Source organism: Solimonas terrae (assembly GCF_011067135.1).
GTDB lineage: Bacteria > Pseudomonadota > Gammaproteobacteria > Nevskiales > Nevskiaceae > Solimonas > Solimonas terrae.
The window spans coordinates 40,513-66,574 of sequence record NZ_JAAMOW010000011.1 but is presented as its reverse complement, the minus strand read 5'-3'; the positions used below and the strand labels follow the sequence as shown (position 1 = coordinate 66,574).

The window sequence follows — 26,062 nt, the reverse complement described above, 5'->3', positions numbered from 1 at the left end:
CGCAGTCCTCCGGTCGCGGCGCAACACCCCGTTTTGCGCGTGCAACCCTGCGGCAGATGACGGGAATTCTGGGCCGTCAGGGCGATGCCGGGCCATGCGGAAGATCACCCAGCACTGCGGGTATTCCCTTGCTTTGCCAGTCGCTTGCGAGGCGTGGCGCCGGCAGGGGTATGACGATGCCGGTCGCCGTGTCCTGTTCGATGGCGGGCCAGACGTTTTCGGCGGGGCTGAGCACGGCATCGCGCCCGCGGACAAACGATTGCTCGCGGACGATCGCGAGATACGCCTTGTCGAGCGCCAGCGCGCGCGCGGCTGACGGCAGCATCAGGATCGACAGATCGGTCTTCAGCTGCGCAAACGCGGCCGCGCGCGGTTGGCCGTCCGTCGCAAAGAAGCGCGCGCGCACTTCGTCATTGGCGCGGTACTCGTCGCCGGCATGGTTGTCGAGCAGATAGCTCGCGAATTCCGGCTTGCCGTCGATGCGCAGCGGGTCCGGCAAGCCGTGGAACGCGTGGTCGCCCCAGTGATACCAGCCGTATGTGGCGCCCGCCCCCAGCTTGCGCGAGAACGAGAAAATGCCGTCGTCGGTGGCGGACAGTCCGCCGTGGCAGCCGACGCAGAACTGCGATTCCTCCCGTGTCTGCGGGCGGAGCCGGCCGTGGCGGTCCTCGATGAACCCCTGATAGACCCAGCCGAGCTTGCTGGTGATGCCGCGCTCGGCATCGCCGAAATACTGCTCCGGGCGATCGGGCGACAGCGCGGCTTCCTTGCCTTCGATCAGCGCCGTCTGGCGCAGATCGGAATAGCTTTGCCAGCGCAGCTTGCGTGCATAGCGCAGCTCCTTCATGCGGGCGGCGGGCGTGATGCTGCCGTCGGCGGCGATGTCCAGGTACCGCACGCTGTGCAGGAATTCCGTGCCCTCCGGGAACAGGCCGGCAGCGACATGGACGCGGCCGGCATCCTGTTCGGCGCGGGCGCGACCGACATAGTGCATCTCGCGTTTTTCGAGCGGGGCCCAGTCGTAGACGACCCGGCTTGCCGTGTCGAGCTTGCCGTCGGCGTCGAGATCGGCGCCGAGTGTGCGCTCGTCGACGGGCTCGATCGCCACGTTCCGGCGGCGCACCAGCGCTTCGACGATCGCCAGATTGATTTCGTAGACGGCGATGTCCTCGTGGCCGTCGCTGCGCTCGCGAAACGCCGGTGGCAGGCGTATCAGCACGTCATCGAACGACCCGTTGGTGGGCATGAAGGCCCCCGGAAACGGCAGGTAGGCAAATGCACGCCAGGCGGTCGTGCTGCCGTCGGCGCGCCGATCGTAACCGCGTCCGTCGAAGCGGAATGTCGCGTCCGGTGTATAGCCGTCCCAGCGACCATTGCCGTTGACGTCCCAGGCGCGGGGCAGTTCGGCGAGGCGTCCGGCGACATCCACGCCGCCGTCGTCACGGCGGTAGTTGTCGGTGCGAACGTAGGCGAGCACGTCGTGATCAGCGGTGGCGTCGATCGCCGGTCGGCGATCGACGAAGAGGTTTTTCCAGTCGTTACGCACTTTCGCGGCAGCGCGCAGCATCGGAAATGCGTAGGACAGCTGGTTTTCCGGCTGGCTCCGGTAGTTCGGCTCGTCGGCTTCGGCGTGACAGACGTAGCAGGGGTTGTGGACGCTGCCGTCGGCGTCGCGGGTGCGCGTGAAGCACTGCGGGGGGATGTTGGCGATGTCGTTCTTCACTGGCCGACGCAGGTCGACGCCGCCGTCGTCGGGCCGTGGCTTGCAGGCGGCAAGGCTCGCGACGGATACAAGGGCAAGGAAGACGGCGTGGAACGAAATCCGCATGGGAAACAGGGTCCGGCGCGATGGATGAAAAAGGTTCCGGCGCGTTGCCGCGCCGGAACCGGTACTGCCGATACGAAGCGGTATTGCTTACTTGTGCGGTGGCAGCGAGCCGATGTAACCGAAGTACGAGCGGCGTTCGGCGCTGCCGGCGGAGACCTTGTCGCCGTCGCTTTCGCCATACGGATGCTGGATCACCGCCATGATGTAGCCGAAGTCGTTGACGTCCGGGTAGTAGTACAGCGAGGTCGTTTCCGCGCCGTACGGCGTCGAGGCGATGCGCGTCAGGTTCTTGGACTCGATGTTGTACGCCCAGATCGCGTCGTTCTGATGCTCGTCGCCCGAGTCCTCGCCGATCAGCAGGGTCTTCTGGCCCGCCATGAAGCTGATGTTGTCGGGGTTGGCGATACCATCGACATCGCAGCTGTTGTTGACGAACGGGCTGTCGTCGGCATAAGCGGCCATCGTCGACGGGTTCGTCATGTTCGGATCGCGCTTGGTCGTCATGCGGCCGGTGAGGATGCCGGTTGCCTTGGTCGCGACGAAATTGCTGTCGACGTCGTAGGCATAGACGGCGCCGCACTGGTTGTAGCGCAGCTTGATGTCGTTCGGGCCGCCGACGTCATTGGCGGTGTTGGCGACGCCGGCCTTCTTGTTGTCTTCCATGCCGCTGTTGATTTCGCTGTACGCGACGTAGAGCTTCTTGCCGTCCGGATCGAAGGTCACGCCTTCTTCCTTGCGCAGCTCCGTGGTCGCGCCCAGGTAGGCCGCGTAGCGACGAGACTCGAGGAAGGCCGCCGCCTTCTCCTGGCCGCTCTTCAGCTTCAGGCATTCCTGGCCGGTGCCGTTGGTATTGACCGACTTGAAGCCGTCGGCGCAGACACCACCGGCGGCGGTGCCGAGCTCGAAGATATCGGCGAACGCCGGCTTGGCGTCGATCAGGGCCTTGATTTCGCTGTCGCTGGCATGGCCGAGTTCGATCCACGAAATGTCGGCCGTGCCGAGCTCCGAGCCACCGGCCTCGCTGGTCTGCGTCCACTTCATGGCGTACAGGGTGCCGGCGCCGAGGTTGGCCTCGGCATCGGCAACGTAACGGTAGAAGCCGACGTTGGTGCCGTCATCGGTTTGATAGACCGTCTTCTTGTCCGGCATCACGTACGACAGTTCGTGCGCGAAACGGCCCATCGAATAATGCTTGGTCGGCGTCGCGACGCCGGATTCGCTGACCGCGACTTCGACCGGGAAGCCCCAGAAATACGGGTTGACCTTGCTGGCGTCGCCGTCGAGCACCGAGCCGCCGCCGAAGAACGGGGCCATGCTCGCAGCGCTGCCGACGCCCTTCCTGGCGTCCGGTTCGTACTCTTCCGAGCCGAGATGCGTTTCCCACGGCGTCACCGAGCCGGCGCAGGGATTCCAGATGCCGTTGATGCCGGACAGGTTGATCGCCTGCGTGCCGACGGCGCTGAGCTTGCCGGTCTCGCTGTCCTGCGAAAGCGTCGTCAGGTACATCGAACCGGGCTGGCTTTCGAATTGCGAAACCGCGTACAGCTTGCTGCCAACGCGCAGGATCGACGAGAAGTCGTTGGAATCGGCGATGGTCGTCGAGCCGTCGGCCTTCAGGATCGGCTTGTTGGTGTCGTCGACGATCTGGCCGAAGGTATTGAGCGCCGCGCTGCTGCCGCGTTGCTCGCCGGAGCGCAGGATGGTGACGTAGCCGGTTTCGCTGGTCTTGCCGTCGACGGTGGCGTAGTCGGTGCCGATGACCTGGCGCTTGGCGCCGTCGGTGGCGGCGTCGTCGATCGGCGAGAACGACGCTTCCGCGGAAGCGGAATCGTTGTTGCCGCAGGCGGCGAGCGCAAAGACGCCGACGAGGGCGCAGGCGGTCACCAGATGGGCGCCGAGCTGGCGCATTTGTCGCTGCTGCATGTCAAAACTCCCTTTGGTCGCAGATGGTCGTGGCCGTCGGGTCGCGCGCTGACGAGCGGCGCCGGAAGACGCGAGCACCGTAGTTGCGGATGTTTGCGAGTCGGTGACTGTTTGGTGACATCGACTGCAACGTTTGCCTCCAGCCGATGGTCTGAAGTGGCGCGGCGGCCCGGCCCTATGCTCCAATCAACGACTTATGCGTAACCCTTACGAGCTGTTCGCCGGCCTGCGGTACACCCGGGCCAAACGGCGCAATCACTTCATTTCGTTCATTTCCGCGGCATCGATGCTCGGGATTGCGGTCGGTGTCACTGCGCTGATCACGGTGCTGTCGGTGATGAACGGCTTCGAGCGCGAGCTGCGCACGCGCATCCTCGGCATGGCCTCGCACGCGACGATATCGGCGTATCGCGGCGGCATGGAGGACTGGCCCGGCGTCGCCAGGCTCGCCGCGCAGAACAAGTCGATCGAAGGCCTGGCCCCGTATATCGAGGGCGAGGGCATGGTCAAAGTCGGCTCCGATCTGTCCGGCACGATGCTGCGCGGCGTGCTGCCAGAGGAGGAGGACAAGGTTTCCGACATCGCCGCGCACATGAAGGCCGGCAGCTTCGACTCGCTGAAAGCCGGCACCTACAACATCGTGATCGGCAGCGAGCTGGCCGAATCGCTGGGTGTGACGATCGGCGACAAGGTCGATCTGATGGTGCCGCAGGCTTCGGTGACGCCGGCCGGCCTGCTGCCGCGCTTCCGGCGCTTCACGGTCAGCGGCGTGTTTCGCATCGGCATGTACGAATTCGACCGAGGTCTGGTGCTGATCAACCTGCACGATGCCCAGGCCCTGCTGCGCATGGGCGACACCGTGACCGGCGTGCGCCTCAAGCTGTACGACATGTTCGCCGCGCCGCGCGTCTCGCGCGAGTTGGCCAATCAGCTGCCCGGCATCTATTACATCTCCGACTGGACGCGCAGCCATGCCAATTTCTTCCGGGCGGTCTCGACGGAGAAGATGGTGATGTTCATCATCCTGTCGCTGATCGTCGGCGTGGCCGCGTTCAACATCGTCTCGACGCTGGTGATGGTCGTGCAGGACAAGCAGTCCGACATCGCGATCCTGCGCACGCTCGGAGCGTCGCCGCGTTCGATCATGATGGTATTCATGGTGCAGGGCTCGATCATCGGCTTCGTCGGCACTGCGCTCGGCGTGCTCGGCGGTGTCAGCCTTGCGCTCAATATCGAAACCCTGGTGCCGATTCTCGAATCGCTCACCCACCACCAGTTCCTGGCGCCGGACGTCTACTACATCAGCGATCTGCCGTCGCAGCTGAAACTGTCGGACGTGATCCGCATCGGCGGTCTGTCGCTGGCGCTCGGTCTGCTGTCGACGCTGTATCCGGCCTGGCGCGCCTCGCGGGTCTCGCCGGCGGAGGCGCTGCGCTATGAGTAACGCCCTGAGCAGCGTGGAGGGGCCTCGCGCGAAGCGCGGGGATCCAGCGTCGCGAAGGGCGCGATCGGGAGGTGAACGATGAGTGAAATCCCGAACAGCGAAGCGGGAATCGTGGCGCCGGCGCCACTGCCATCGTCGGTGGCCCCTCCGGACGTTCGCCAGACGGCGCCGCCCATCATTCGTGCCGTCGGACTCGGCAAGACCTTCGATGACGCCCGTCTGCGGCTCGATGTCCTGAAGGACGTCGATTTCAGTGTCGCGCGCGGTGAGCGGGTTGCGATCGTCGGCGCCAGCGGTGCCGGCAAGTCGACGCTGCTGCATTGTCTTGGCGGCCTGGATTCGCCGAGCGCCGGCGAAGTCTGGATCGGCGATGAGAACATGTCGGCCCTGTCCGATGCCGCGCGCGGCCGTTTGCGCAATCGCACCCTGGGCTTCGTCTACCAGTTCCATCACCTGCTGCCGGAATTCACGGCACTGGAAAATGTCGCGATGCCGCTGCTGATCCGGCGCATGCCGGCGGCGCAGGCGCAGGCGCAGGCCGGCGAACTGCTGCAGCGCGTCGGTCTCGGCGAACGTCTGCAGCACAAGCCCGGCGAATTGTCGGGCGGCGAACGCCAGCGCGCGGCAGTGGCGCGCGCACTGGTCACGCAACCGGCCTGCGTGCTGGCCGACGAACCGACCGGCAATCTCGATACCCGGACCGCCGAGCGCGTGTTCGATCAGATGCTCGAACTCAATCGCGAGTTCGGCACCAGCCTGGTGGTCGTCACGCATGATCTGCATCTGGCGAGCCGCATGGATCGCATATGGACGCTGGACGGCGGGCGGCTGATCCAGACCTCCGGCTCCTAGCCGCCGGACTGACGGCAGGTGTGCTGCTGTTGCACGCCCTGCCGGTACTGCTGCCACTTCCGGTTCTGCTGCTGGCAGCCGTCGCCGCGCTGTGGCCCTGGCGTTGGCGTTACCTGCTGCTGGCCTTCGTGCTCGGCCTGGCGCTCAGCCAATGGCAGGCACAGCGTCAGCTCGACGTGCAATGGCCGGAGTCGCGCTTCGACGAAGAGCGCTGGGTGCAGGGCAGCGTTGCGAGCCTGCCGGAGCGCAGCCGCGATCGCTATGGCGGCGATCAAACCGACACGCAGACCTGGCGCTTCAGTTTCGCGCCGAAAGCCGCCGACGGCGATCAACTGCCGGCCCTGATCCGGACCTCCTGGTATCGCAGCGAGGCTGCGCTCGCGGGCGGCCAGTGCTGGCGTCTGCTGCTGCGCCTGCGTGCACCGCACGGTTCGCTGAATCCCGGCGGCTTCGACTATGAGGGCTGGCTGTTTCGCCAGCATCTCGGCGCGACGGCGACGGTTCGCGACGCCGAGCCCTGCGGCGTCAGTTCCGGCTACCGCGTGCTCAAGCTGCGCCAGGCCTGGAGCACGCAGGTCGACCGGGCGCTGGGGCAGCGACCCGGTGCGGCGCTGCTGAAGGCGCTGACGATCGGCGCGACCTCGGATTTGCGCGATGCCGACTGGGACGCGTTCCGCATGACCGGCACGACGCACCTGATCGCGATCTCCGGCTTCAATCTCGCCCTGGTCGCCGGCTTTGCGTTCTTCCTGCTGCGCTGGGGCTGGGCGAGCTGGCCGCGCGCCAGTCTGTGGCTCCCGGCGCAGCGCTTTGCCCTCATCGGGTCGGCGCTGCTGGCAAGCTTGTATGCCTTGCTGGCCGGCTTCGAGCCGCCGGTCGCGCGTTCGCTGTTCATGCTGCTGGTGCTGGCGCTGGCGGCGCTCACGCACCGTCTTGCGCAGACCGGCCATGCGCTGGCATTCGCGTGGCTGGCAATCGTTGTCGTCGATCCGTCGGCGGTGATGGCGCCGGGCCTGTGGCTGTCTTTCGGTGCGGTGTCGGCGATCTTCTACATCGCCGCCGGGCGTTATCGCCCGGAGCCGGGCTGGCGCGCGGCGATTCGCGTGCAGCTGTTTCTGAGCCTGGTACTCGCACCGCTGACCCTGTTCTATTTCCAGGGGCTGGCCTGGGCGGCGCCGTTCGTCAATCTGCTCGCCGTGCCCTTGTTCGCGTTGCTGACGCCGGCGGCGCTGCTCGTGATGCTGGCCAGCGTGGTTTCGTCGACGGCCGCCATGTGGTTGTTGCCGCCGGCCGCGACCACGCTGGAATACCTGCTGCAGGCCCTGCAATGGATCGCCGCGCATTGGCCCATGGCGTGGTGGCCCGATGCCCCACCGGCTGCGGCACTGGCACTGGCCGTGCTCGGCTGCCTGCTGCTGTTCGCGCCCGCCGGCCTGCCTTTGCGTGCAACCGGCCTGCTCTGTCTGCTGCCCCTGCTGTGGCCGCCGATGCAGGCGCCGCGCGGTGCGCTGGAGATCACCGTGCTCGATGTCGGTCAGGGTCTGTCGGCGCTGGTCCGCACACGACACCACAGTCTGCTGTTCGATGCCGGGCCCGCGTACGGCGAAGGCTTCGACGCCGGGCGCTCGATCGTCGTGCCGTTCGCCCTGAGTCGTGGCCTGCACAGGCTGGACGTGTTGCTGCTGTCGCACAGCGACAACGATCACGCCGGCGGTGTGCCGGCCGTGCGCCGCCTGCTGGACGTGCGCCGCGAGATCGGCACGCCGCAGGGCGAGGCGTGCCGGGACGGCATGCACTGGCAGTGGGACGGCGTGCGTTTCGCGATCCTGCATCCGGATCAAACGGGTGGGTCGGACAACAACGGTTCCTGCGTACTGAAGATCGAGGGTCCGTACTCGATGCTGCTGCCAGGCGATATCGAGCACCAGGCCGAGGCGCGATTGCTGGAGCTCGATCGTCCGGCGCTGAAGTCCGATGTGCTGATTGCGCCGCATCATGGCAGCAGCACGTCGTCGACGGCCGGTTTCATCGCGGCGGTCGCGCCGCAGCTGGTGGTGTTTCCTGCCGGCTGGCACAACCGATTCCATCATCCACGCCCGCCCGTGGTGCGCCGTTACCTTGACTGCGGAGCGCGGCTGATGATGACGGGTGGGCAGGGCGCGATCACGGTCTTTCGTGTCGACGGACGCCTGCATGCCCGGGCCTGGCGTGATGAGGGGCGCCGCTACTGGAACGCGCCAAGCATGGCGCACGCTTACTGGTTGCAGGAAGCACTGCGGCTGCCACGCGGCACCTGTGGCGCCGACTGAGCCGCGGCGCGCCGGCGCCTGGTGCCTGGCGACAGCCGGCGGCTTGAATGGCTGCTTTGGCTGTCGCGGCGGAAAACTCAGCTCGGGATTGCCATATCGGGCGAAAAAAATCGGTAATTGTTGCGGCCGCTGCGCTTGGCCTGATACATCGCGAGATCGGCGTTGATCTTCAGCGTGTTGATGTCCCGGCCATCGTTCGGATAGATGCTGATGCCGATGCTGCCCGAGATATCGAGTTCGCAATCCTCGATGAAGAACGGCCGCGACAGTTCGTCGAGAATCTTGCTGCTGACCATGGCGGCGTCCTTCGGATCGCCGATGCCGCTCAGGACGACGACGAATTCATCGCCGCCGGTGCGGGCAACGGTGTCGCTGGCCCGGACACAGCCGATCAGTCGCTCCGCTACCGATTTCAACAGCAGATCGCCGATTCGATGGCCGAACGAATCATTGACCGGCTTGAACCGGTCGAGGTCGACAAACAACAACGCGAAGTGGGCCTTGCTGCGTTCGGCGCGAGACGCCGCTTCACCCATCCGGTCATCGAGCAGCATGCGGTTCGGCAGCCCCGTCAGGCTGTCGTAGAGCGCGAGCGTACTCAGTTGCTCATTAGTGGCCTGCAGCGCAGTTGCGAGTTTTTTCGCGAAGTGTGCATCGAGCGCCGACACGCCGAGAGCAATCGTCAGGATGAAGAATGTCGCAATGCCGATGATCAGCGCCAGTGCGGTGGTGCTCATGCCGGTGGACACAGCCGCGCGGCAATAGCTGCCGGGTGCAAAGTGAGCAGCGGCCATGCCGGTGTAGTGCATGCCGCTGATGGCGCCGCCCATCACCACCGCACTGCCGACCTTGAGCAACATTGCGACACCAAACGACTGATGCCGCAATTGAAACGCGATCCAGAGCGCGACGAACGAGGCCAGGACCGCGATGATGATGGAGGCGATGAACGTGAACGGCTGGTAGCTGATTGCCGGAAACATGCGCATCGCCGCCATGCCCGTGTAGTGCATCGCGGCAATGCCGCCTCCCATCAGCAGCGCGCTTGCCGCCAGTCTCGGGCCGCTCATCGTCTCGCGACTGGCAACGTAGAGTGCCAGTCCCGACACGAGGATGGCGATCAGCAGGGACAAGGTCGTTATCGCCGTGTCGTAGGCCACCGGAATCGGCAAGTGAAACGCCAGCATGCCGATGAAGTGCATCGACCAGATGCCGGTGCCCATCGCGAACGCGCCGCCAAGCAACCAGATTCCGGAACTTCGACCCTGCTTCTGGCTGACGCGTCCGGCGAGTTCGAGTGCCGTGTAAGACGCGAAGATCGCGACGATCAGCGACAGCGCGACGAACTCGGGATTGTAGGTGCCGGTCAATCTAGGTCCTCGCTGTGGCCCGTTGGAAACGCGCCGATTCGGCGCGTGGCTGGGTGATGTATTTCGTCGCTGCGGGCAGGGCGCGGTTCCCGGCCGTTCAAAGCGAAATCGATCTTAGCGCAGCGCGATCACCGACGCCGGGCAGTCCTCACGGTCGTCCGCTCGTCTGCGGCTTGGTCGGATTCGGCGCGTCGCCGTAGAGTGAGGCGGGGCTGTCGTGTATTGCCTTGAATGGCAATGCACGCCGACGAACGCCCGGACAGGGATGTCCGGGCCTGGCTCGATCGGGGAACGAAGTCCCGCCATGGATGGCTACAGCTTGGTCGGATTCGGCGCGTCGCCGTAGAGTGAGGCGGGGTTGTCGTGTATTGCCTTGAATGGCAATGCACGCCGACGAACGCCCGGACAGGGATGTCCGGGCCTGGCTTGATCGGGGAACGAAGTCCCGCCATGGATGGCTACAGCTTGGTCGGATTCGGCGCGTCGCCGTAGATCTCTTTCGGATCGAAGGTCTTTTCCGATTCTTCGAACGCCAGCTTGCGCACTTCGCCGCCGTCGCCGGTCGGCACGGAGCGATAGAAGCAGGAGCGGTAGCCGACGTGGCAGCTGGCATCGCCGATGACGTCGACTTTCAGCCAGACGGCATCCTGGTCGTCGTCGATGCGCAGTTCGACAATCTTCTGCACCAGCCCGGACGTCGCGCCCTTGTGCCAGATCACTTGGCGCGAGCGCGAGTAGTAGTGTGCTTCGCCCGTCAGGATGGTCTTCTTCAGGGCTTCGGCGTTCATGTAGCCGAGCATCAGCACTTCGCCATTGTGCGCTGCCGTCGTGACGCAGGGCAGCAGGCCGTGCTCGTCGAACTTCGGCGCGAGTTCGTGGCCTTCCTCGACCTGTTCGATGGTGATGCGCGGGAAGAAATGGATATCGGTGGTCATGGCGGAGGACCTTCAAATCGGGCAAACACGCGGCCCGAACGAACAGGCCGCCCAAAAAGCGGCGGCCTTTATATCACAGCGAGCTGGCTGGACGGTCAGTTGCGGTCGCGCTGCTGGCGACGGTCGAATCGCGGCGCCGGTGCGGCGTCTTCCGTCCGCCGCGGCAGGGCCTGCTCGATGCGCGCGTTGCCGCGGCCCTGCACCATGTTGCCGTCCGAGCGACCGCTGCTCATGACCGGGCGCTGGTGGCTGTCCTGCGGAGCCGGATTGCCGACCCGGGTGTCCGGACGGCCCGGTCGGTCATGGTTCCAGCCGCCGTCGCGGCCATGGTTGCCGTCGCTGCCGTAATGGTTGCCGCCCTGATCGTGATTGCCGTCATGACCGGGGTAGCCCGAGTAGCCGCCGTGATGATCGCCGCCGTGGTCGCCGTCGCGATCACGGTGATCGCGGTAGTCGTCGCGGTAACTGTTGCCGTGCGACGGGTAGCCGTAGGCAGGGTAGTAGTGGTCGCGCGAGTACACGAAGGTCGTGCTCGGGCCGTAGTAATAGCCGCCACCGTAATAGGCGCCGTCATAGCCGTAATAGCTGTCGTCGTAGTACGGGTCGCCGTAGGGGGCGGCGGCGTACGGCGTTGGCGCCGGCGCGTTGCCATAGGTGCCGGCGACATAGCCGTAGTCGACACCCGAGCGAGCGGGGACTTCGGCAATGCAGCCGGCAAGCGCCGTGCTGCCGACCGCGATCACGGCAAGCAGGGTCTTGCGGAACAGGGACGGATGTTTACTCATGGCCCGAACTCTAGCTCAAAGGTCTTAATTCGACCTGAATGACGGCGCCCGGTTCACCGTTCGACCGTGGCAATCGCACCTTTCATCACCCCTTCGTACGCCCGGACGCTCACGGCGAGGCCCGGACGTGCCGTCGCCAGCTTTCGCGCCAGGTGGGCGGCGATCTGTTCGACGGTGCTGTCGGTGTCGAGCAGATCGACGCGGCCGGTCGGCAGGCCGAGTTCGTAGGCGCCTTCGGCCGCCACATAGGCAAAGCGGATCCGGTCCCCATCCTGCGCGATGATGTCGGCGCGCGTGCCGAGGTAGATGTCGCGCCAGCCGTCGGCGACCGTCTGTTCCAGTTGTTCGTCGCGCCGGCCATCGACACGGACTTCGATGCGCGAACGATGGCCGTGGGCGATGCGCTGGCACAGGCCGGCATGCTTCTTCAGTCCGTGCACGTAGTGATAGTGGGCGCCGGCGATCAGCTCCTGGCGCAGCAGCAGCTGCAGGCCGGTGACGCTGCCCGGCAGCACGGCCTTCAGGCGCGGCGCCAGATGGGTGACCACCGATTCGGGGGTGATCGTCGCGGCGTCAATCAGGCTCAGGGCCTGACCCGGCGATCGATGTTCGATCAGCCCGGTTTGCGAGCGGAACGACAGCCGGCATTCGTCGCCGACGCGTTCGAGTCGCAGCTCCGGCGCGGTCAGCGGCACCAGCAGGCTGTGATCGACGCTGTCGTCGATGGCGCGCTTGAGACGCTTCTTGACGTCGCCGAAGTCGAGCACCATCGACTGGCCATCGAGATCGCCCTCCAGCTCGATGTCGACGATCCAGCTTTCGCCCACCAGCCCTCGCGCCGCGTCGAGAAAGGCGCAGTCGATGACGGTCAGTTGCTCAACGAAAAGACGGGACATGGCGGCGCGGTCGTCGAAGGCGATAGTGTAAGGCGGCGCGGGAGGGTACACGTCGCAGTGGCGGCGTCAATCCGTCGCGTCCGCGAACCGCCTGGGAGTCGAGATCATGCGCATCACCATCGTCATCCTGATGGCCGGCGTCCTGGCCTGCAGCGCCGCACAGGCGGAAGTAGTCTCGCAGACAGCGGCCGGCTTCGATATCGAACAGCGACTGTCGCTGAAGGCCGAACCGGCGAAGGTTTACGACGCGCTGACCGACATCGGCCGCTGGTGGAACCCACAGCACAGCTATTCGGGCGAGGCCGCGCGCCTGCATCTCGATGCCCGTGCCGGGGGCTGCTTCTGCGAAACGCTGGCCGACGGCGGCAGCGTGCAGCACGCCACGGTGATCTTTGCCGATCGACCGAAGCTGCTGCGCCTTGCTGGCGCGCTCGGTCCCTTGCAGACCATGGGCGTGTCCGCGGTCCTCGATTGGGCGTTGCAGCCGACCGCCGACGGCACCGCGCTGCTCATGCACTATCGGGTCGGCGGTTACGCTTCGACGCCGTTCGAGGTACTTGCGCCAGCGGTCGATGCGGTGCTGGACGAGCAGATGCAGCGACTGAAATCGTACGTCGAAACCGGCAAACCATAGCCGGTTCGCGGCACATGGCCGCCAGCGTGGTTTAAAATCCCGCGCTTTCCGCGGCTTATCAACGGTTTTCGTCCCTCATGACTGTCGTCACCCGCTTCGCACCGAGCCCGACCGGCTTTCTCCACATCGGCGGTGCGCGTACTGCGCTGTTTTCGTTCCTCTATGCCAAGCGGCACGGTGGCAAGTTCCTGCTGCGCATCGAGGACACCGATCGCGAGCGATCGACGCAGGAAGCGGTCGACGCGATCTTCGAGGGCATGGCCTGGCTCGGTCTGAAATCGGACTTCGACGAGGTCTATCAGACACAGCGTTTCGACCGCTACCGCGAGGTGGTGCAGCAGATGCTGGCGGCCGGTACCGCGTACCATTGCTATGCGTCGAAGGAAGAGCTCGACGCGATGCGTGCCGAGCAGATGGCACGCAAGGAAAAGCCGCGCTACGACGGCCGTTGGCGGCCGGAGCCTGGCAAGACGCTGCCGCCGGTTCCGGATGGGGTGCAGCCGGTCGTGCGCTTCCGCAACCCGCTCGAAGGCCAGGTCGTGCTGAACGATCTGATCAAGGGCGAGATCGTGTTCGACAACAGGGAACTCGACGATCTGGTGATTGCCCGCGGCGACGGTGTGCCGACCTACAACTTCTGCGTGGTCGTCGACGACTGGGACATGGGCATCACGCATGTGATCCGCGGTGACGATCACGTCAACAATACCCCGCGCCAGATCAATATCCTAAGGGCGCTCGGTGCGACGCCCCCGGCTTACGCACACGTGTCGATGATCCTCGGTGCCGACGGCGCCAAGCTGAGCAAGCGTCATGGCGCGCTGGGCGTGATGGAATACCGCGCGATGGGCTTCATGCCGGAGGCGATGCTGAACTATCTGGTGCGCCTCGGCTGGAGCCACGGCGACCAGGAGATGTTCACGCGCGAGGCGATGATCGAGAAGTTCGATTTCGACCACGTCTCGCCGTCGCCGGCGCGCTTCGACATGGAAAAGGCCTGGTGGGTCAATCATCAGTATCTGAAGATCACCGACCCGGCCATCATCGCGCCGGAGTTCGACTGGCACCTGCGGCGCATCGGCGTCGATCCCGCCAACGGTCCCGAGCTGCAGCCGGTCATCGAGCAGCAGCGCGAGCGCTGCCGTTCGCTGGTCGAGATGGCCGAGAAGTCGAAGTTCCTGTTTGCCGAACTCGACGGCTACAACGACAAGGACGCCGCCAAGCATCTGACCGCCGATGGCAAGGCCGTGCTCGCCGAACTTGCGGCGCGCCTGCAGGCCTTGCCGAACTGGACCGCTGCCGATCTGCACGCAGCGGTCAACGGCTTCGCCGAAGCGCGCGGGCTGGGTCTCGGCAAGGTCGCCCAGCCGATTCGCGTCGCGGTCGTCGGCATGGCGGTTTCGCCGCCGATCGACCAGACCCTGTTCCTGCTCGGGCGCGAGCGCACGCTTGCGCGTCTGGCGCGGGCGGTGAGCTACGAACCGGTCGTGCAGTCGTGAGCTACGTCGCGCGGAACTGGAGCGGCCTGTCGGCGGCGCGCAAGGCCGGTCTCGGTGTCGTGTTCGTCTGGTTCTTCTTCGGTGCGCAGATCCATTTCTTCAAGACGGCTTTTGATGTCGCCATCATGCCGCCCTACGTTCCGTACCCGGTGGCGATGGTCTACCTCAGCGGCGTCTGCGAGGTGCTTGGCGCGCTCGGCCTGCTGTTCGTCGGCATACGACAGCTGGCCGGCACGATGTTGTTCCTGCTGACGATCGCGGTGACGCCGGTTCACGTTTACATGCTGCAATACCCGGAACGTTTTCCGCAGGCACCGCTGTGGGCGCTGTGGCTGCGTCTGCTGGTGCAGGCCTTGCTGCTCGCCTGCATCTGGTGGAGTACCCGCGCGCCGCGCGCTGTCGTCGCAGAAGCCTAATTTCGAAGCAAACCGACCATGTCCATACAAATCACCTTTCCGGACGGCAACGTCAAATCCTTCGACGCGCCGGTGACCGGTCTCGCCATTGCCCAGGGCATTTCGCCCGGCCTCGCCAAGAAGGCCGCCGTCATCAAGGTCAACGGCGAGCTGTGGGACCTGACCCGGCCGATCGACCGCGACGCCAGCATCGCCATCGTCACGCGCGACAAGCCCGAAGCGCTGGAAGTCATTCGCCACGACGCCGCGCATGTGCTCGCCCAGGCCGTGCAGGAGCTGTTTCCGGGCACGCAGATCACCTTCGGTCCGGCGACCGAGGTCGGCTTCTACTACGACTTCGCGCGCGAGATGCCGTTCACCGACGCCGATCTGGAAACGATCGAGGCGAAGATGCGCGAGATCGTCAAACGCGATCTGCCGATCACCCGCGAAGTCTGGGACCACGACGCGGCGGTCAGGCATTTCGAAGCGGCCGGCGAGACCTACAAGGCCGAGTGGATCCGCGAGGGCATCAAGGTCGACGAGGAGCTGACGATCTACAAGCAGGGGCCGGACTGGCTCGACATGTGCCTCGGTCCGCATCTGCCGTCGACCGGCAAGCTCGGCAGCGCGTTCAAGCTGATCCGCGTCGGTGGCGTCTACTGGCGCGGCGATGCCAACAATGCGCAGCTGCAGCGCATCTACGGCGTTGCGTTCGCGACCGACGACGAGCTCAAGGCCTACCTCAAGCAGGTCGAGGAAGCCGAGAAGCGCGATCACCGCAAGCTGGCGAAACAGCTCGATCTCTTTCATCAGCAGGAAGAGGCGCCGGGCATGGTGTTCTGGCACCCGAAAGGCTGGGCGATCTGGCAGGCCGTCGAGCAGTACGTGCGTGGCGTCTATCGCAAGTCCGGCTATCAGGAAGTGCGCGGTCCGCAGATCATGGATGTGAGTCTCTGGAAGAAGTCCGGCCACTGGGACAATTACCAGGACAACATGTTCTTCACCGAATCCGAGAAGCGGACCTACGCCGTCAAGCCGATGAACTGCCCGGGCCACGTGCAGATCTACAACGCCGGCCTGCACAGCTACCGCGATCTGCCGATCCGTTACGCCGAGTTCGGCGGCTGCCATCGCAACGAGCCGTCGGGTGCGCTGCACGGCATCATGCGCGTGCGTGCGTTCACGCAGGACGACGGTCACATCTTCTGCACGGCCGCGCAGGTCGAGGCCGAGGTCACCGCGTTCCATCGCCAGGCGATGCAGGTCTACGCCGACTTCGGTTTTACCGATCTGTCGATCAAGATCGCCCTGCGTCCCGAAAAGCGGCTCGGCACCGACGACGTCTGGGACCGGGCCGAAGAGGCCCTGCGTGCCGCGCTGCGCAGCGCCGGGGTCGAGTGGACCGAGCTGCCGGGCGAGGGCGCCTTCTACGGACCGAAGATCGAATATCACCTCAAGGACTCGATCGGCCGCGCCTGGCAGGTCGGCACCATGCAGGTCGACTTCATGATGCCGGAGCGTCTCGGCGCCGAATACGTCGACGAGGCCTCGCAGCGCCAGCATCCGGTGATGCTGCATCGTGCGATCGTCGGGTCGATGGAGCGCTTCATCGGCATCCTCATCGAGCACCATGCCGGCGCGTTGCCGTTCTGGCTGTCGCCGGTGCAGGCGGTCGTCGCGCCGATCGTTTCCGACGCGGACGGCTACGCGACCGAAGTCTGCGAGCTGCTGAAGGACGCCGGCCTGCGGGCGGACACCGATCTGCGCAACGAGAAGATCAACTACAAGATCCGCGAGCACGCGATGCACAAGATTCCGGTGATCATCGTCGTCGGTCGCAAGGAAGCCGAGGAAAAGACCGTGACGCTGCGCTATCGCGGCGTCGAAGTGCAGGAGACAGTCGCACTCGCCGACGTCGTCGCGCGGCTGAAAGCCTTAGGCTAGAGCCGAGCCACCGACCGGAGATGAACCGATGCGCGCCCTGATCGCCGCTGCCCTGCTGTTCGCGACCATCCTGACCGCCAGCGCGGCGAGCGTCGACGAGCTGCCGGCCGGTGTCAGCCTGCGCGGCGACTGGCAGGAAGGCGAGGTCTTGTTCGGCAAGGCGCCGGCCGGCAGCAAGCTCTGGTTCGACGATCGTGCCTTGCGGCTGACGCCCGCCGGCGATTTCGTGTTCGGCATCAATCGCGACGCGCCGGACAGCGCCGAGCTGCGCGTGCAGTTGCCGGGTGCGGCGGTGGTGAGCTATCGCCATGCCGTCGCCAGACGCGAATACGACATCCAGCACATCGACGGCCTGCCGCCGAAGATGGTGTCGCCGCCGCCGGGCGTCTATGACCGGATTCGTGCCGATCAGCGCGAAGTGTCCGCCGCACGCAAGTATGAAGGCGACAGCACCGGGTTTCTCGAACACTTCATCTGGCCGGCCACCGGGCGCATCTCGGGCGTCTACGGCAGTCAGCGCATCCTCAACGGCGAGCCCAAGCAGCCGCACTATGGCGTCGACGTGGCCGTGCCGATCGGCACCGAAGTGCATGCGCCGGCCGACGGGGTGGTGGTGCTCGCGAATCCGGACATGTATTTCACCGGCGGCACGCTGATGATCGATCACGGTTATGGGTTGCAATCGGCGTTCCTGCATCTGTCCAGGCTGCTGGTCGGCAAGGGCCAGCAGGTCAGGCAGGGCGACGTGATTGCGCTGTCCGGCATGACCGGGCGTGCGACCGGGCCGCATCTCGACTGGCGCATGAACTGGTACGAGGCGCGGGTCGACGCGCAGAAGCTGGCGCCGCCAATGCCGGCTGCCGCGACGCCCTGAGCGGCGTCGCCGATTGAGGGCTTTCGCCGATCCCGTTTCGCCAGCTTTCCGAAAGTTCTTTAAATGCTAACGATTCTCATATAGAATCGTATTCGTCTCCCAGCGAACGTCCAGACCCAAACGCCTTCCAGGTGGGCCCGTACGGAGAAACTCGCGGCCGTTCGCGGCCGCTTTCGCTGAAAAACCGTTCAGGGGAGCGTCAAGGCAATGAAGTTTCGTTTGAGTCCGATCGCGGCTGCGGTATGGGTCATTCATGCGCTGCCGGCAACGGCGCAGGCATCGACGGAGACCGTCGCCGCCGAAACCGGTGACGCACCGGCGGCGACATCACCGCAGCAGGCCACGCAGCTGCGCGAAGTGAAGGTCGAGGCCGATGTGCCGAGTCCGTACAAGGTCGACGCGCCGTCGTCGCCGAAATTCACGCAGCCACTGCGCGACACGCCGCAGACCATCCAGATCATTCCGAAGGAGTTGTTCAGCGAACAGGGTGCGACGACTCTGAGCGAGGCGCTGCGCAACAGTCCCGCGGTCGGCACGTTCTACGCTGGCGAAAATGGCTCCACCAGCACGGGCGACACGCTCTACATGCGGGGCTTCGATGCATCGAGCAGCATCTTCGTCGACGGCATTCGTGATCTGGGTTCGGTGTCGCACGACCTGTTCAACATCGATCAGGTCGAAGTCGAGAAGGGACCTGCCGGCACCGACAACGGCCGCACCTCGCCGTCCGGCGCGATCAATCTGGTCACCAAGCAGGCGAATCTCGAAGACGCCGTGTCCGGCACCTTGACGACCGGCAGCGACGGCCAGAATCGGGCCACGGCCGATCTCAATCAGGCGCTCAACGGCCTGCCCGGCAGTGCACTGCGCCTCAATGTCCTGTGGCAGGACAGCGACGTCGCCGGCCGTGATCATGTCAACAATTCGCGCTCGGGCATCGCGCCGTCGCTGGCCTTCGGCCTCGGCAGCGGCACGCGCGCGTATCTGAACCTGCTCTACGTCAAGCAGGACAACATTCCGGACGGTTTCGTGCCGACCATCGGCCTGCCGGGCTGGACGCCGCAGGCCGGGCTGGAGACGCTGGCCGGGCATCCGGTCGATCCGGACAACTTCTACGGCACGCGCTACGACCACGACGACGACACGTCGAAGATGGCGACGTTGCAGATCGAGCACGATTTCTCCGACACGCTCAAGCTCCGCAACATCGCGCGTTGGGGCATGACGACGCAGAACTATCTGCTGACCTCGTTCATGAGCACCGGTGGTGTAGTCGTCGACGCCGACGGCAATCCGGTGCTTGATGCCGATGGCCATCCGACGCCGACCGGCAACATCAAGTGGAGCGACTACGACGATCTGTCGACCTACACGCTGGCGCGCAGCAACATCAACTACAAGGATCAGCAGAACAGGATCCTCACCGATCAGCTCAATCTGCGCTACGACTTCGATACCGGGCGCATCGAACACAATCTGAGCGCCGGTCTGGAAGTGACGCGAGAACAGTTGCTGGCGCATACCAACGTCACGATCGGCACCGTGCCGGCGGCGAATCTCTACGATCCGGACTGGAATGACAGCGGCACCTGGGCCTACGGGCGCAACGGCGCCGGCAGCAACGGTCGCACGGACACCGAATCGCTGTATGCCTTCGACACGCTCAAGCTCGGCGAACAGTGGCTGGTGACCGGCGGCGTTCGCGTCGATCACTACAGGACGGATTATCTGGCGACTGCTGCCTGCACGACGCTGGGCGCCGGCAGCAATTCCGGCCGCACCGTGTACTGCAACGGCGCATCGGTCGGCACGATCGTGACGTCGACCGATGCCGACGACAGCGACTCCCTGTTCAACTGGAAACTCGGCGTCGTCTACAAGCCGATCGCCACGGCCAGCCTGTACGCCGACTACGCACTCGCGCAGCAACCGCCGGGCGGCGCGAACTTCCAGCTGAGCAATGCGGCCGGCAGCGCGAATACCGTCAACGCCAGGCCGCAGAAGGCGCAGACCTATGAGGTCGGCGGCAAGTGGGACGTGATCCACGAGGCGCTGTCGCTCAATCTCGCGCTGTTCCGCACGAACGTCAGCAACGACATCAATTCGCAGGACACGCTCGACGGTGTCGCCCTGCAGACCGGCCGCAAGCGCGTGCAGGGAGTCGAGCTGTCCGCGGTCGGCAACATCACCGACGACTGGGCGATCACTGCGGCTTACAGCGACATCAACACCAGGGTCACCAACGGCCCCGCCGTTACCAGCGATGGATCGCCGAATCTGACCTACACGCCGGGTAACGCGTTCACGGCCTGGACCACGTACCGGCTGCCGCACGGCTTCACCGTCGGTGGCGGCGCCCGTTATGCCGGAAAGATGCACCGCGGCACGGACGGTGCCGTGGGCACGCCCACGTACACGCAGTCGTATACGGTCTGGGACGCAGTCGCCGCGTATGCCCTCAGCGAACACCTCACGCTGCGCGTCAACGCCTACAACCTGCTCGACAAGGAGTACGTCGCCGCGATCAACAAGAGCGGCTATCGCTACACGCCGGGCACGCCGCGCACCTTCCTGTTCAGTGGCGACTTCCGCTTCTGAGTCCGTTCATCGCCGGGGCGGGGACGACTTCCCCCGGCGCCTGCTTCGGGCCCTCGGGCCCGCCCAATCCAGGACCGCGTCATGCTGCTGCGCATCCCAGAACTGCTGAATCGCGAAGAGCTCGCCGCGCTACGGCGTGCGCTGGACAACGCGGACTGGGCCGATGGCCGCGAGACGGTCGGCGTGCAGGGCGCGCAGGTAAAACGCAACGAACAGCTGGCCGACAGCTCGCCGCTGAAGGCGGAACTGGGTCGAACCGTGCTGGCCGCGCTCGAGCGCAATCCGCTGTACTTCGCGGCGGCGCTGCCGCTGCGCACCCTGCCACCGCGCTTCAATCGCTATCAGGGCGGCGGTCGCTACGGCCTGCACATCGACGGTTCGGTGATGCGCCACGGAGCTGCCGCCCAGCATGTGCGGTCCGATATCTCGTGCACGCTGTTTGTCAGCGAGCCGCACGAATACGACGGCGGCGAACTGGTCGTCAGCGACAGCTATGGCGAGCATCGGGTGAAGCTGCCGGCCGGCGATCTGGTGCTGTATCCCGCCAGCAGCCTGCACCAGGTCATGCCGGTCACGCGTGGCGCGCGGCTGGCGTCGTTCTTCTGGGTGCAGAGCATGGTGCGCGACGACGGCCGGCGACGCCTGCTGTTCGAGATGGATGCGTCGATCGAAACCCTGCGTCGCAGTGGTGCCGATGCGGCGACGGTGCTGCGGCTCACCGGCGTCTATCACAACCTCCTGCGTGGCTGGGCCGAGGTCTGAGGCGATGAGCGCCTGCGTCGAAGCGCCAGGCTACACGCGTCGCAGCGGCGCAGGACTGCCGTGGCGACACGGTAGCGCTTTCGTGCTGATCGCCGTGCTGCATCTCGCGGCGCTGGCAGCGCTGCTGCACGCGCGCCGGCAGTCCGCACCCAAGCCAGTGCCGCGGACGATGATGGTGAGTTTCATCGCCGCTGCGCCAGCGCCTGTCGAAGCGCCGGCACCCAAGCCGCCGGCACCGACCAGGCCGAAAGCGAAGCTCGCGCCGAAGATGGTGGCGACGCCGCGGCCAAGCCCGACGCCGATGTCGACGCCGCCGATCACACCGCCGGTTGCCGCGCCGCAGCTGCAAATGCCGCCAGCGCCGGCACCCGCAGCTTCGCCGCCGGTGACAACGCCACCGGATTTCGTCGCCGCCTATCTCGATAACCCTGGACCCAAATATCCGGCGGCGTCGATTCGCCTGCGCGAGGAAGGCGTCGTCATGTTGCTCGTGCAGGTCAGCGCCGACGGCCGCGCGGAGCAGGTGACGGTCGATCGAAGCAGCGGCCACGCACGGCTCGACGAAGCCGCCGTCGAGGTGGTTCGCAAGCGCTGGCGATTCGTGCCGGCCAAGCAGGGCGACAGGGCCGTTCCGGCCTGGGTCCGGATTCCGATGTCATTCGCACTACACCAACACTGAGCTCACATGGACGCAACGCAAGGTCTCGGCTTCGGCCATTTCATCGAACAGGCGGACAGTGTCGCGAAGGCGATCCTGTTCATCATGCTGCTGGCGTCGGTGACGAGCTGGTATCTGATCGTCACCAAGGCGCTTGCCAATGCCCGCGCACGTCGCCGCAGCGCGCGCTTTCTCGATTTCTTCTGGAATGCGCCGTCGCTGAACGAAGTGGCGATCAAGCTCGAAGACCAGCACCCGGACGAGCCGTTCTCGCATCTTGCCTATCACGGCATCGCGGCGGTCAGGCACCACGAGCGGCACGGCATCAACCGGCTCAATGAAGCCGGCAGTTCCAGCGATTTCGTCACGCGCACGCTGCGCAAGACCATCGACGAGGAGACCGCGAACATGGAATCCGGTCTGACGATCCTCGCCTCGGTCGGCTCGACCGCCCCGTTCGTGGGACTGTTCGGCACGGTCTGGGGCATTTACCACGCGCTGATGGCGATCGGCCTGTCCGGCGCCGGCACACTCGACAAGGTGGCCGGTCCGGTCGGCGAGGCGCTGATCATGACCGCGATCGGCCTCGTGGTCGCGATCCCGGCGGTGCTCGGCTACAACTTCATCGTCCGCGCCAATCGCGTGACGCTGTCGCAGCTCGACGCATTCGCGCACGATCTGTTCGCGTTCCTCGCGACCGGCGCGAAGATCGATCCTCAGGCCTCGGCGCATGTGACTGCGCTGAAGCCGACCGTCGCGCGGGCATAGCGCGATGGCGTTCGGAAGCTTCAGCGGCAATCGCGGCAGTGCGCCGATGGCCGAAATCAACGTCGTGCCGCTGGTCGACATCATGCTCGTGCTGCTGGTGATCTTCATCATCACCGCGCCGTTGCTGACCAACGCCGTGAAGATCGATCTGCCGAAGGCGTCGAGCGAGCCGAACATCAGCAAGGCCGAGACGATCCAGCTGGCGATCGACGCCGACGGCCAGCTGTACTGGGACGGCGAGAAGGTCGAGCGCACGGAATTGCTGCGGCGCTACCACGATGCCGCGCAGAAGGAGCCGGCGCCGGAGCTGCACCTGCACGCCGACCGCGACACGCGTTACGAAGTGATTGCGGATGTGATGAGCGAAGCCGGCAAGGCCGGTTTGACGAAGATCGGCTTCGTCACCGATCCGACGCCGGCCGCTGCGCAATGAACGCTGCCGATCCCGAACTGCTGGCGCGCGCGCTGCGTGCAAGGCGGCGTCTGTTCTGGGCGCAGCAGGCACGCCAGTGGCACTGGATCAGCGCCGCGCTCTGTCTGGTCGCGATGCTGTTGTTCGCGTTCACCGGCATCACCCTCAATCACGCCGCGCAGATCGGGGCGACACCGCAGATCAGCAAGCGCGAGGCGCAGCTGCCGGCCGCGCTGCTGGCAACGCTGAAATCCCGGCCCGCGCCGCCGGATGACGTCCTGCCGGCCGCGCTGCGTGGTTGGCTGGCGAGCGCGCTCGACGTCCACGCAAGGCGTGGTGAGTGGTCCAGCGACGAGATCTACGTGTCGCTGCCGCGTCCCGGCGGCGATGCCTGGCTGGCGATCGAACTGGCCGACGGGCACGTCGAGTACGAGCGCACGGATCGCGGCTGGATCGCCTGGCTCAACGATCTGCACAAGGGCCGCAATACCGGTGCGCTGTGGAATGCGTTCATCGATCTGTTCGCGGCCGCCTGCCTGCTGTTCTGCCTGTCCGGCCTGGTGCTTCTGCAACTGCAGGCGCAGCGCCGCCGCATGACCTGGCCGATGGTCGGGCTCGGCCTGTTGTTGCCGTTGCTGCTGGTGCTGTTCTTTCTCCATCAAGGGTGACATCACATGCGCGCTTCACTATCCATCGTTCTTTGCGGCCTCGGCAGTCTCGGCCCTCTTGCTGCGGCACCGGCGCGGGCCGCCGATCTCGACATCAGGTTGCAGATCCCGCAACTGGACGTCGCCGAATATCACCGGCCCTATGTCGCGGCCTGGCTGGAACGGCCGGACCAGAGCGTCGCCGCCAATCTCGCGGTCTGGTACGACCTTCGCAAGCGTGACCACGAGGGCGAGAAATACCTCAAGGACCTGCGCCAGTGGTGGCGCCGCAGCGGTCGCGATCTGCAGATGCCGGCCGACGGCATCAGCGGCGCGACGCGCGCCGTCGGCGACTACGAACTGAAGTTCGTGCCCGGCGAAGCGCCTCTGGCGGCGCTGCCGGCCGGCGACTACCAGCTCGTCGTCGAGGCCGCGCGCGAGTCCGGCGGCCGCGAACTGCTGAAGATCCCGTTCAGCTGGCCGGTGCAGAAGGCGTCCGCGCTGCAGGCACAAGGCAACAGCGAACTCGGCACCGTCACGCTCGCGCTCAGGCCCTGAGCCCTTCATTCCGGAGTTGCCCTTCATGAAAGTTTCGATCACGAACCGGGTGCGGGTTGCCGCGCTCTTCATTTTTCTGCCGCTCGCCGCGCAGGCCCACAAGGCCTTCTTCGTGCCGTCCTCGACGGTCTTGACCGAAAGCGATCACGAGATCACGGTCGATGCCGCGGTCTCCAACGATCTGTTCTATTTCAACCACGCGCCGCTGCGACTGGATGATCTGCAGATCACGGCGCCGGACGGCAGTGCGCTGGCGCCGGAGCACGTGCTGACGGGAAGCTTTCGCAGTGTCTTCGACGTACCGCTGCCGCAGGCCGGCACCTACCGCGTCGCCTCGGTTTCGAACGGCGTGTTCGCCAACTGGCAAGGTGCCGACGGCAAGCCGCACCGCTGGCGCGGCAGCGAAGCCGATCTCGGGACCGAAGTGCCGGGTGATGCCGTGAACCTGCGCGTGACGCAGGTGGTCAATCGCGTCGAGACCTTCGTCACGGTCGGCAAGCCGAACCGCACCGCGCTCGCGCCGAGTGGCAACGGCCTGGAACTGCTGCCGCTGACACATCCCAATGATCTGGTCGTCGGCGAAGCGGCGAACTTCAAGTTGCTGCTCGACGGCAAGCCGGCGGCCGGTCTCGACGTGACGATCATTGCCGGCGGCACGCGTTATCGCGACCAGCAGAACGAGATCAGGGCGCGCACCAATGCCGACGGGCAGTTCACGATCACCTGGCCGCAGGCCGGTCTGTACTGGCTCAATGCGAGCCTGGGCGGTGGTCGCGAAGGTCCGGAGCCGGATGAGGCACCGGCCCGTGGCCAGCAGGCTGCGGCGCGTTCGCCGGCCGGCGAGGCCCGTCCGCGCCGGCTCAGCTATTCGGCGACGCTTGAAGTCCTGCCGTAGCCCACTCGTGGGCACGATCATCGATGCCGGCCGCCCGCCGGCGCGTGTACTGATTCCGGCGACGCTCGATGCCCTGCTGTTGCCGGCGGCCGATGCCGGCTTGCGGCAGCTGTTCGGCACGACGATGGGCACCTGCTGGTCCGCGCGCTTCGTGCCCGGTTTGATCGACGACGCGGCGCTGCTGATGGCGATCCAGGCAGCGCTCGACGTCGTCGTGGAGCAGATGAGCACCTGGCTGCCGTCGTCGGCGATCAGCCGCTTCAACGATGCACCGGCCGGCAGTCGCCACACGCTGCCGGCCGGCTTCGTCCACGTCTTGCGCGCGGCGCTGGCGCTGGCTCGTGACAGCGGTGGCGCCTACGATCCTGCCGTCGGTGCGCTGGTCGATCTCTGGGGCTACGGTCCTGCCGGCGCGCGTACGACGCTGCCGTCGGCCGAGGCGATCGCCGCTGCGCGCGCATGCTGTGGCTGGCGGCGCTTGTCGTTCGACGATCGGCGAGCGTCGCTGATGCAGCCCGGCGGCCTGCGGCTGGACCTTTCGTCGATCGCCAAGGGCTATGCGGTCGATCAGGTCTGCGAAGTCCTGTGCGCGCACGGTGTCGAGCATTTTCTGGTCGAGATCGGCGGCGAACTGCGCGGGCTGGGCTGCAAGCCGGACGGCACGCCATGGTGGGTGGATATCGAGCGGCACGACGACGATGATCATCTCGCGCCGCTGCGCGTCGCCCTGCACGGTCTGGCGGTCGCGACCTCGGGTGACGCGCGCCGTTGTTTCGTCGCCGACGGTCGCCGCTGTTCGCATACGCTTGATCCGCGCAGCGGCTGGCCGATTGCCGATACGCTCGCCAGTGTCACGGTGCTGCATCCCTCATGCATGCTGGCGGACGGGCTGGCGACCGCGATCGCCGTGCTGGGGCCGTCGCAAGGGCTGGAATTCGCCGAACGCCGCGCGATTGCAGCGCGGATCGTCGAACGTGCAGATGGCGTTGCGCTCGAGCGGACGACGGCGGCGTTCAGGCAGATGCTGGAGTAGGCGATGCCGCAGCGCGATCTCGGTCATGGGGCCGACAGCG

At 65.9% G+C, this 26,062-nt stretch carries 23 protein-coding genes; 17 read left to right on the top strand and 6 right to left on the bottom strand.

Annotation, left to right across the window (positions count from 1 at the left end; genetic code table 11):
• Positions 1–76: 76 nt before the first annotated feature.
• Both G7Y85_RS18895 and G7Y85_RS18890 read right to left on the bottom strand, forming a co-directional pair.
• On the bottom strand, positions 77–1,828 hold the full coding sequence (locus tag G7Y85_RS18895) for an Aq_1262 family (lipo)protein (RefSeq protein WP_174839804.1): 1,752 nt from the start codon (positions 1,826–1,828) through the stop codon (positions 77–79).
• Between the two features lie 87 nt (positions 1,829–1,915).
• Positions 1,916–3,751 (bottom strand): PhoX family protein, encoded by a 1,836-nt coding sequence (locus G7Y85_RS18890; RefSeq protein WP_166261191.1) that lies wholly within the window; start codon positions 3,749–3,751, stop codon positions 1,916–1,918.
• 196 nt (positions 3,752–3,947) lie between these two features.
• On the opposite strand from G7Y85_RS18890, the gene G7Y85_RS18885 reads away from it, so the two are divergent.
• The 3 genes from G7Y85_RS18885 to G7Y85_RS18875 all read left to right on the top strand — a co-directional run bounded on the left by G7Y85_RS18885 (position 3,948) and on the right by G7Y85_RS18875 (position 8,356).
• Complete coding sequence (locus G7Y85_RS18885) at positions 3,948–5,195, top strand: lipoprotein-releasing ABC transporter permease subunit (protein WP_166261189.1); 1,248 nt, start codon at positions 3,948–3,950, stop codon at positions 5,193–5,195.
• Positions 5,196–5,273: 78 nt separating this feature from the next.
• Entirely contained in the window at positions 5,274–6,047 is a 774-nt protein-coding gene (gene lolD, locus G7Y85_RS18880; protein WP_166261187.1) for a lipoprotein-releasing ABC transporter ATP-binding protein LolD, read from the top strand.
• Positions 6,048–6,067: 20 nt separating this feature from the next.
• Positions 6,068–8,356 (top strand): DNA internalization-related competence protein ComEC/Rec2, encoded by a 2,289-nt coding sequence (locus G7Y85_RS18875; RefSeq protein WP_166261185.1) that lies wholly within the window; start codon positions 6,068–6,070, stop codon positions 8,354–8,356.
• A 77-nt stretch (positions 8,357–8,433) separates the two neighbouring features.
• Here the strand turns inward: G7Y85_RS18875 and G7Y85_RS18870 are convergent, their stop codons facing one another.
• From G7Y85_RS18870 to G7Y85_RS18855, 4 genes are all read right to left on the bottom strand, one after another.
• On the bottom strand, positions 8,434–9,726 hold the full coding sequence (locus G7Y85_RS18870) for an MHYT domain-containing protein (RefSeq protein WP_166261183.1): 1,293 nt from the start codon (positions 9,724–9,726) through the stop codon (positions 8,434–8,436).
• Positions 9,727–10,184: 458 nt separating this feature from the next.
• The gene (gene hisI, locus G7Y85_RS18865) at positions 10,185–10,661 is read right to left on the bottom strand and encodes a phosphoribosyl-AMP cyclohydrolase (RefSeq protein WP_166261181.1); all 477 of its coding nucleotides are present in this window, start codon (positions 10,659–10,661) and stop codon (positions 10,185–10,187) included.
• Between the two features lie 95 nt (positions 10,662–10,756).
• A complete protein-coding gene (locus G7Y85_RS18860; protein ID WP_166261179.1) occupies positions 10,757–11,446 on the bottom strand; it encodes a hypothetical protein in 690 nt (229 codons plus the stop codon).
• A 53-nt stretch (positions 11,447–11,499) separates the two neighbouring features.
• A complete protein-coding gene (locus tag G7Y85_RS18855) occupies positions 11,500–12,342 on the bottom strand; it encodes a 6-carboxytetrahydropterin synthase (protein ID WP_166261177.1) in 843 nt (280 codons plus the stop codon).
• Between the two features lie 106 nt (positions 12,343–12,448).
• Between G7Y85_RS18855 and G7Y85_RS18850 the strand changes: the two genes are divergently transcribed.
• The 14 genes from G7Y85_RS18850 (at position 12,449) to G7Y85_RS18785 (ending at position 26,022) form a co-directional block, all read left to right on the top strand.
• Positions 12,449–12,976, top strand: a complete 528-nt coding sequence (locus tag G7Y85_RS18850) for an SRPBCC family protein (RefSeq protein WP_206675619.1) — start codon at positions 12,449–12,451, stop codon at positions 12,974–12,976.
• Between the two features lie 77 nt (positions 12,977–13,053).
• A complete protein-coding gene (gene gltX, locus G7Y85_RS18845) occupies positions 13,054–14,475 on the top strand; it encodes a glutamate--tRNA ligase (RefSeq protein ID WP_166261175.1) in 1,422 nt (473 codons plus the stop codon).
• Complete coding sequence (locus G7Y85_RS18840) at positions 14,472–14,891, top strand: DoxX family protein (protein ID WP_206675618.1); 420 nt, start codon at positions 14,472–14,474, stop codon at positions 14,889–14,891. Before gltX ends, G7Y85_RS18840 begins: the two co-directional genes overlap by 4 nt.
• Positions 14,892–14,909: 18 nt before the next feature.
• Positions 14,910–16,817: a threonine--tRNA ligase gene (gene thrS / locus G7Y85_RS18835; RefSeq protein WP_166261173.1), complete on the top strand. Its 1,908-nt coding sequence runs from the start codon at positions 14,910–14,912 to the stop codon at positions 16,815–16,817.
• Between the two features lie 28 nt (positions 16,818–16,845).
• Entirely contained in the window at positions 16,846–17,691 is an 846-nt protein-coding gene (locus tag G7Y85_RS18830) for a M23 family metallopeptidase (protein ID WP_166261171.1), read from the top strand.
• A 207-nt stretch (positions 17,692–17,898) separates the two neighbouring features.
• Positions 17,899–20,289 carry a catecholate siderophore receptor Fiu gene (locus G7Y85_RS18825; RefSeq protein WP_166261169.1) on the top strand — a complete coding sequence of 797 codons (2,391 nt, stop codon included), beginning with the start codon at positions 17,899–17,901 and terminating at the stop codon, positions 20,287–20,289.
• 81 nt (positions 20,290–20,370) lie between these two features.
• Positions 20,371–21,051: a Fe2+-dependent dioxygenase gene (locus tag G7Y85_RS18820; RefSeq protein WP_166261160.1), complete on the top strand. Its 681-nt coding sequence runs from the start codon at positions 20,371–20,373 to the stop codon at positions 21,049–21,051.
• Positions 21,052–21,055: 4 nt separating this feature from the next.
• Positions 21,056–21,730 carry an energy transducer TonB gene (locus G7Y85_RS18815; RefSeq protein WP_166261158.1) on the top strand — a complete coding sequence of 225 codons (675 nt, stop codon included), beginning with the start codon at positions 21,056–21,058 and terminating at the stop codon, positions 21,728–21,730.
• A gap of 6 nt (positions 21,731–21,736) precedes the next feature.
• Entirely contained in the window at positions 21,737–22,477 is a 741-nt protein-coding gene (locus G7Y85_RS18810; protein ID WP_166261156.1) for a MotA/TolQ/ExbB proton channel family protein, read from the top strand.
• A gap of 4 nt (positions 22,478–22,481) precedes the next feature.
• Positions 22,482–22,910 carry an ExbD/TolR family protein gene (locus tag G7Y85_RS18805; protein WP_166261154.1) on the top strand — a complete coding sequence of 143 codons (429 nt, stop codon included), beginning with the start codon at positions 22,482–22,484 and terminating at the stop codon, positions 22,908–22,910.
• Positions 22,907–23,557, top strand: coding sequence for a PepSY-associated TM helix domain-containing protein (locus tag G7Y85_RS18800; protein ID WP_166261152.1), 651 nt, complete (start codon positions 22,907–22,909; stop codon positions 23,555–23,557). The genes G7Y85_RS18805 and G7Y85_RS18800 overlap by 4 nt, the downstream gene beginning before the upstream one ends.
• 6 nt (positions 23,558–23,563) lie before the next feature.
• The gene (locus G7Y85_RS18795; protein WP_166261150.1) at positions 23,564–24,094 is read left to right on the top strand and encodes a DUF2271 domain-containing protein; all 531 of its coding nucleotides are present in this window, start codon (positions 23,564–23,566) and stop codon (positions 24,092–24,094) included.
• Positions 24,095–24,119: 25 nt separating this feature from the next.
• Positions 24,120–24,989 carry a DUF4198 domain-containing protein gene (locus tag G7Y85_RS18790; RefSeq protein WP_166261148.1) on the top strand — a complete coding sequence of 290 codons (870 nt, stop codon included), beginning with the start codon at positions 24,120–24,122 and terminating at the stop codon, positions 24,987–24,989.
• 7 nt (positions 24,990–24,996) lie between these two features.
• Positions 24,997–26,022 (top strand): FAD:protein FMN transferase, encoded by a 1,026-nt coding sequence (locus G7Y85_RS18785; RefSeq protein ID WP_366515005.1) that lies wholly within the window; start codon positions 24,997–24,999, stop codon positions 26,020–26,022.
• The last annotated feature ends 40 nt before the right edge of the window (positions 26,023–26,062 follow it).

Bases quoted from the DNA above. Each gene is read 5' to 3' on its own strand.
- gltX (WP_166261175.1), top strand. From the start codon at position 13,054: ATGACTGTCGTCACCCGCTTCGCACCGAGCCCGACCGGCTTTCTCCAC.
- G7Y85_RS18850 (WP_206675619.1), top strand. From the start codon at position 12,449: ATGCGCATCACCATCGTCATCCTGATGGCCGGCGTCCTGGCCTGCAGC.
- lolD (WP_166261187.1), top strand. From the start codon at position 5,274: ATGAGTGAAATCCCGAACAGCGAAGCGGGAATCGTGGCGCCGGCGCCA.
- G7Y85_RS18800 (WP_166261152.1), top strand. From the start codon at position 22,907: ATGAACGCTGCCGATCCCGAACTGCTGGCGCGCGCGCTGCGTGCAAGG.
- G7Y85_RS18805 (WP_166261154.1), top strand. From the start codon at position 22,482: ATGGCGTTCGGAAGCTTCAGCGGCAATCGCGGCAGTGCGCCGATGGCC.
- G7Y85_RS18795 (WP_166261150.1), top strand. From the start codon at position 23,564: ATGCGCGCTTCACTATCCATCGTTCTTTGCGGCCTCGGCAGTCTCGGC.
- G7Y85_RS18860 (WP_166261179.1), bottom strand. From the start codon at position 11,446: ATGAGTAAACATCCGTCCCTGTTCCGCAAGACCCTGCTTGCCGTGATC.
- G7Y85_RS18830 (WP_166261171.1), top strand. From the start codon at position 16,846: ATGCGCGCCCTGATCGCCGCTGCCCTGCTGTTCGCGACCATCCTGACC.
- G7Y85_RS18810 (WP_166261156.1), top strand. From the start codon at position 21,737: ATGGACGCAACGCAAGGTCTCGGCTTCGGCCATTTCATCGAACAGGCG.
- G7Y85_RS18815 (WP_166261158.1), top strand. From the start codon at position 21,056: ATGAGCGCCTGCGTCGAAGCGCCAGGCTACACGCGTCGCAGCGGCGCA.
- G7Y85_RS18820 (WP_166261160.1), top strand. From the start codon at position 20,371: ATGCTGCTGCGCATCCCAGAACTGCTGAATCGCGAAGAGCTCGCCGCG.
- G7Y85_RS18885 (WP_166261189.1), top strand. From the start codon at position 3,948: ATGCGTAACCCTTACGAGCTGTTCGCCGGCCTGCGGTACACCCGGGCC.
- thrS (WP_166261173.1), top strand. From the start codon at position 14,910: ATGTCCATACAAATCACCTTTCCGGACGGCAACGTCAAATCCTTCGAC.
- hisI (WP_166261181.1), bottom strand. From the start codon at position 10,661: ATGACCACCGATATCCATTTCTTCCCGCGCATCACCATCGAACAGGTC.
- G7Y85_RS18895 (WP_174839804.1), bottom strand. From the start codon at position 1,828: ATGCGGATTTCGTTCCACGCCGTCTTCCTTGCCCTTGTATCCGTCGCG.
- G7Y85_RS18855 (WP_166261177.1), bottom strand. From the start codon at position 12,342: ATGTCCCGTCTTTTCGTTGAGCAACTGACCGTCATCGACTGCGCCTTT.
- G7Y85_RS18825 (WP_166261169.1), top strand. From the start codon at position 17,899: ATGAAGTTTCGTTTGAGTCCGATCGCGGCTGCGGTATGGGTCATTCAT.
- G7Y85_RS18790 (WP_166261148.1), top strand. From the start codon at position 24,120: ATGAAAGTTTCGATCACGAACCGGGTGCGGGTTGCCGCGCTCTTCATT.
- G7Y85_RS18890 (WP_166261191.1), bottom strand. From the start codon at position 3,751: ATGCAGCAGCGACAAATGCGCCAGCTCGGCGCCCATCTGGTGACCGCC.